The organism is Rhizobacter sp. P2_H2 (assembly GCF_056403375.1).
This window is the reverse complement of sequence record NZ_JBFUFP010000331.1, coordinates 1-5,166: the sequence shown is the minus strand read 5'-3', so window position 1 is coordinate 5,166 and position 5,166 is coordinate 1. Positions and strand designations below refer to the sequence as shown.

The 5,166-nt window shown below is 69.9% G+C and carries 6 protein-coding genes; 5 read left to right on the top strand and 1 reads right to left on the bottom strand.

Going from position 1 to position 5,166, the window contains the following annotated elements:
• On the bottom strand, positions 1 to 208 hold a 208-nt coding region (locus AC1D15_RS17185; protein ID WP_477826923.1), incomplete at its 3' end, for a LacI family DNA-binding transcriptional regulator.
• Positions 209 to 337: 129 nt separating this feature from the next.
• Here AC1D15_RS17185 and AC1D15_RS17180 point away from each other — a divergent pair.
• From AC1D15_RS17180 to czcI, 5 genes are all read left to right on the top strand, one after another.
• Positions 338 to 1,357 (top strand): glycoside hydrolase family 16 protein, encoded by a 1,020-nt coding sequence (locus AC1D15_RS17180; RefSeq protein WP_477826922.1) that lies wholly within the window; start codon positions 338 to 340, stop codon positions 1,355 to 1,357.
• Between the two features lie 37 nt (positions 1,358 to 1,394).
• Positions 1,395 to 2,033 carry a phosphoribosyltransferase gene (locus AC1D15_RS17175; RefSeq protein WP_477826921.1) on the top strand — a complete coding sequence of 213 codons (639 nt, stop codon included), beginning with the start codon at positions 1,395 to 1,397 and terminating at the stop codon, positions 2,031 to 2,033.
• A complete protein-coding gene (locus tag AC1D15_RS17170) occupies positions 2,030 to 2,416 on the top strand; it encodes a ribonuclease H family protein (RefSeq protein ID WP_477826920.1) in 387 nt (128 codons plus the stop codon). The genes AC1D15_RS17175 and AC1D15_RS17170 overlap by 4 nt, the downstream gene beginning before the upstream one ends.
• Positions 2,417 to 2,581: 165 nt before the next feature.
• Complete coding sequence (locus AC1D15_RS17165; protein ID WP_477826919.1) at positions 2,582 to 4,753, top strand: tetratricopeptide repeat protein; 2,172 nt, start codon at positions 2,582 to 2,584, stop codon at positions 4,751 to 4,753.
• A 32-nt stretch (positions 4,754 to 4,785) separates the two neighbouring features.
• Positions 4,786 to 5,154, top strand: a complete 369-nt coding sequence (czcI, locus tag AC1D15_RS17160) for a cation efflux protein, CzcI family (protein ID WP_477826918.1) — start codon at positions 4,786 to 4,788, stop codon at positions 5,152 to 5,154.
• Positions 5,155 to 5,166: the final 12 nt, after the last annotated feature.

Here is a 5,166-nt window from a genome sequence, read left to right as displayed (position 1 = left end):
CCGCGGTGCCGCGCCGGTCGGGCAGCCGGTAGCCGAGTTCGGCGGCCACGCGCAGCACGCGGGCGCGCGTCTCGTCGGACAGCTTGGTGCCGGTCATGCCGTTGAGCACCAGCGAGACCGTCGACTGCGACACGGCGGCCTGCGTCGCGACATCGGTCATCGTGACGCGGCGTGCAGGCTCGGCGGGCGCAGGGGTTTTGACGGGCATGATTACTAATAGGTCACGGCTTCGGCGTTCACATGGTACGGGAGCCGCTACAACGTGTAGCGATCGTCACGCCGGGCTTGCGGGTGGCGGGCAGCACACGAGGCATGCTGCGGGCTGGAGGGAATTTCCTTGAACCTGAACAACACACGACTTCATTCGATGGCCCGCCTGGCAGCCTTGTGCGCCGGCGTGCTGGTGGTGGCCGCCTGCGGCGGCAGCGACGATGCGGCGGCGCCGACGCCGGTCAGCGGGGCACCATCACCCGCGCCTGCTCCATCACCGGCACCCGCACCGTCGCCTTCGCCTTCGCCTTCGCCTTCGCCGGCACCGGCACCGGCACCGGCACCGGCACCGGCACCGGCACCCGCTCCCGCTCCCGCCCCCGCCCCCGCCCCGGCTCCAGCGCCGAGCAACGCCCCCGCCGGCTACACCCTCGTCTGGTCCGACGAGTTCGACACCGGCACGCTGCCTGACGCCGGCAAGTGGGTCTACGACACCGAGGCCAACGCGACCGGCTGGTACAACAACGAACTGCAGTACTACGCGGTGGCGCGCGCAGAGAACTCGAAGATCAGCGACGGCAAGCTGGTGATCACCGCGCGCAAGGAGCGCCTGACCACCGCGGGGGACTACGGCGGCCAGGACTACAGCTCGGCACGCCTGATCACGAACGGCAAGGCCAGCTGGACCTACGGCTTCTTCGAGATCCGCGCCAAGCTGCCGTGCGGGCTCGGTACCTGGCCGGCGATCTGGATGCTGGGCACCACCGGCGACTGGCCGGCCGGCGGCGAGATCGACATCATGGAACAGGTCGGCAAGAACCCGACCGCGATCGAAGGCACGATCCACAACACCTCGACGGCCGGCACCTTCGGCGACGGCGGCGAGACGCAGATCGCCGACGCCTGCAGCGCCTTCCACAACTACCAGCTGACCTGGACGCCCGAGAGCCTGGTGATCGGCGTCGACAACAAGCCCTTCCACACCTACGTCAACAAGCACCAGGGCAGCGCAAGCTGGCCGTTCGACAAGCCGCAGTACCTGCTGCTGAACCTGGCGATCGGTGGCGACATGGGCGGCGCGGTCGACGACACGATCTTCCCGGTCAGCATGGAGGTCGACTACGTGAAGGTCTGGCAGAAGAAGTGAAGCAGCGGCACAGTGCCTGCTGACGAAGGAGTCGTCGATGCAGGAGCCGTTGTTCCATGACCGCCGCGATGCGGGGCAGGTGCTCGCGAGGCGCCTGTCGGCCTACCGCGGTCGCCCCGACGCGCTGGTGCTCGCGCTGCCGCGCGGCGGCGTGCCGGTGGGCCATGCGGTCGCGCGGGCGCTCGGGCTGCCGCTCGACGTGTTCGTCGTGCGAAAGCTCGGCGTGCCCGGGCATGAAGAACTGGCGATGGGCGCGATCGCGAGCGGCGGCGTGCGCGTGATGAACGACAGCCTGCTGCGCATGCTGTCGCTGACGGCCGCGCAGATCGACGCGGTGACGCAAGCCGAAACGCAGGAGCTGGCGCGGCGCGAACGGCTCTACCGGAACGGCCGGCCGCCGCTGGAAGTGGCGCGGCGCACCGTGCTGCTGGTCGACGACGGCCTGGCCACCGGCGCGACGATGCGGGCCGCGGCGCGGGCGCTGCGCATGAGGGCGCCGGCACGGCTGGTGATCGCCGTGCCCACCGGCGCGCACGACAGCTGCGAGGCCTTGCGTGGCGAGGCGGACGACATCGTCTGCGCCACCCGGCCCGAGCCGTTCCACGCCGTGGGGTGCTGGTACGAGGTGTTCCCGCAGACCAGCGACGAGGAGGTGCAGGCGCTGCTGGCCCGGTGATCCCGGGCGCGTTCAATGGCACACTCCACCGGATCACGACGCCCCGCCCGACTGGCCCCATGTTCGCAAAATTCTTCGACACCACTGCGGTGGATGCCTTCGCGGCGAAGGTGGCCGCGGAACTTCGGAAGTCTTTCCCCCCGGAGAAGGTCAACGACAGTTCGAAGCAGGCTGAAAAGCGCCGCGAGCAACTCGACCAGCGCATCCGCCTCGCCGTACAGAACCTGGCCCGTTCGACGCCGCTGAACATCTACCAGAAGGCCAAGCTGGGCACGAAGCTGCAAGCGGTGCTCGAAGGCATGGGCTACCCCGAGGAATTCAGCGCCTCGCTGGCGCGCGACGTGGTCAAGCTGATGGCGCTCGGCCCCTCGAATCCGCGCTGAGCCATGCTTCGCTGGCTGCGCTCCAGACTCAAGACCCTGTCCGACGCCGCCGCCCCGGAGCCCGTCGACGCCTCGACCCACGCCGGCACGTCGACGGTGCCCRCCGCACCTCCTGCACCGCCCCCTCCTCCGTCCCCGCCTTCCCTTCTCGATGGCCCGCTGGCGTTGTACGAAGCCGGATACCTGGAAGAAGCCCGCCAGTCCGCACAGGCTGCGCTGGCGCTGGACGCCGGCAGCACCATCGCGCTGCATGCGCTGGGCCTGATCGCGCTCAAGGAAGGGCATCCCCAGGAAGCCCTTCGGCTGCTGCAACAGGCGACCGCGCTGGCGCCGGCCGATGCCACGCTGCAGCATGCCGCCGGACTCGCCTGCCTGGCCTGCAAGCGCCCGGCCCAGGCCGGGCCGGCGTTTCAACGCGCCGCTGAACTGCGTCCGGGTTGGAGCGCCCCCTGGGTGCAGCTCGGCCTGATGGCCCTGGCGAACCGCAAGCCGAAGGAGGCCCTGCTTCATTTCACCGCGGCGGCAGCGGCCGAGCCCGCCGATGCGGAAGCCCATTTCCAGATCGGCACCCTCTTGCTGGGCGAGCGCGACAAGCAACAGGAGGTCGAGCGCCACTATCGCCGCGCACTCGCCCTCCAGCCGGAGCACACCGGGGCGCTCTGCAACCTCGGTGCGCTGCTGAAGGACCAGGGGAAAGCCGACGAAGCCGCCACCTTCCTCGAGCGCGCCGTGCGGCTCGACCCCGCACTGGCACAAGCCTCGTTCAACCTGGGCCTGCTGCGCATCGACCAGGGCCGGTGGTCGGAAGCGGCCGATGCGTTGCAGCGCTCGCTGTTGGCGTCACCCTCCCAGGCCGAGGCGCACTACTGGCTGGGCAATGCGTTGATGGGCACGGGCGATGCGCAAGAGGCGCGCAAGGCCTACCAGGCCGCCTTCCGCCAGGACACGAACCATGTGCGCGCGCGCTGGGGCTTTGCGATGGCCCAGCTGCCGGCCGTGCCCCGGACCGACGAGGAACAACGGGCCGGCGCAGAGAACTTCGGCCACGAACTCGGCAAGCTGAAGAGCTGGTTCCGCGCCCGGCCCCAGGCCGAAGGCCACCTGGCGGTCGGCGCGCAGCAGCCGTTCTACCTGGCCTATGTTCCCGGCGATCACCGCGAGCGGCTGGCCGACTACGGCAAGCTGTGCACCACGCTGATGGCCGGCTGGGCCCGCAAGGTGGGCGTGCCTGCCGTGGCACCGCGGTCCGCATCGAAACGCCGCATCGGCATCGTCTCGGCCCACGTGCACAGCCATTCGGTGTGGCGCGCCATCGTGCGCGGATGGATCGCCCACCTGGACCCCGGGCAGTTCGAGCTGCACGTCTTCCACACCGGAAGCGTGCGCGACACCGAGACCGAATGGGCAGCGCGCCGGGTGGCCAGGCTCCACCACGGCCTGGGCGCGTGGACGAACTGGGCGAAGGCGATCTCGGACAGCCAGCTCGATGCGCTGCTCTATCCCGAGATCAGCATGGACTCCGTCACCTTGCGCCTGGCGGCCCTGCGCCTGGCGCCGCAGCAGCTGGCCAGCTGGGGACATCCCCTGACGACGGGCCTGCCGACCATCGACGGCTACCTCAGTGCGCAGGCGTTCGAGCCGGAAACTGCCGACGCCCACTACACCGAGGCCTTGATCCGCCTGCCGGGCCTGGGCTGCTGCTACGAGCCGTTCGGCACCGCGCCCGTCGCCGTGGACCTGACGGCATGGAACATCTCGCCGCAGGACAGGCTGCTGCTGTGCGCGGGCACGCCCTTCAAGTACGCGCCCCATGACGACCCGCTGTGGGTGCGGATCGCGCAGCAATGCCGGCCGTGCAAGCTCGTCTTCTTCCGGGTGGACAACGCGCCGATGGCCCGCTTGTTCGAACAGCGCCTTCGCACGGCATTCGAAGCCGCGCAGGTGAATTTCGACGACTGCGTGCGATTCGTGCCCTGGCAGAGCCAGGCCGCCTTCTTCGGCTGGCTGGACCGGGCCGACGTGTTCCTCGACAGCGTCGGCTTTTCCGGCTTCAACACCGCCATGCAGGCGGTCGAGCGGGGCACGCCGATCGTCGCCTGGGAAGGCGATCACCTGCGCGGAAGATTTGCCAGCGCCATCCTGCGGCAGATCGGCCTGGACGAGTGGGTCGCCTCGTCGGCCGATCGCTACGTGGACTGCGTCGAGCGCCTGTGCACCGAAGCGCCGCGCAGGAAGGCGGTCCGCGACACCCTGCTGAACGAGCGCAGGAAGCTGTTCGGCGACCGATCCTCGGTGGACGCGCTCGCCGTCACCTTGAGTGGCGGGGCTGCGCGCTAGTCGGGCTCTCAGCCCCCCTATACTCCGCCGCCATGCGCCGCTGGCTGACCCTTCTGCTGCTCGTCATGCTGCCGCTCCAGTTCACCTGGGCGGCGGCTGCAGYGTATTGCCAGCATGAACAGGTGCCCAGCGTTCGTCACCTGGGCCACCATGAACACGAGCACCAAGGTGCCCAGGGTGCCCACCAGGCCAAGGCGGTCGACCCGGACGCGGCAAAGGCCGCCAAGGTCTTCGGTGACAGCGACTGCGGCTACTGCCAGCTGAGTACCGCCAAGCCGCTGCAGGTGCAGGGGCTTGCGATAGCAGCCMTGAGCGACCCGCCGACACTGGGCACCGGCGTGCCCCCGCTGCAGACGCGCGAGCCCGACCGCCGTGAACGGCCCAACTGGTGCCTCGCCTGATTCGGCGAGCGC

Bases quoted from the DNA above. Each gene is read 5' to 3' on its own strand.
- AC1D15_RS17175 (WP_477826921.1), top strand. From the start codon at position 1,395: ATGCAGGAGCCGTTGTTCCATGACCGCCGCGATGCGGGGCAGGTGCTC.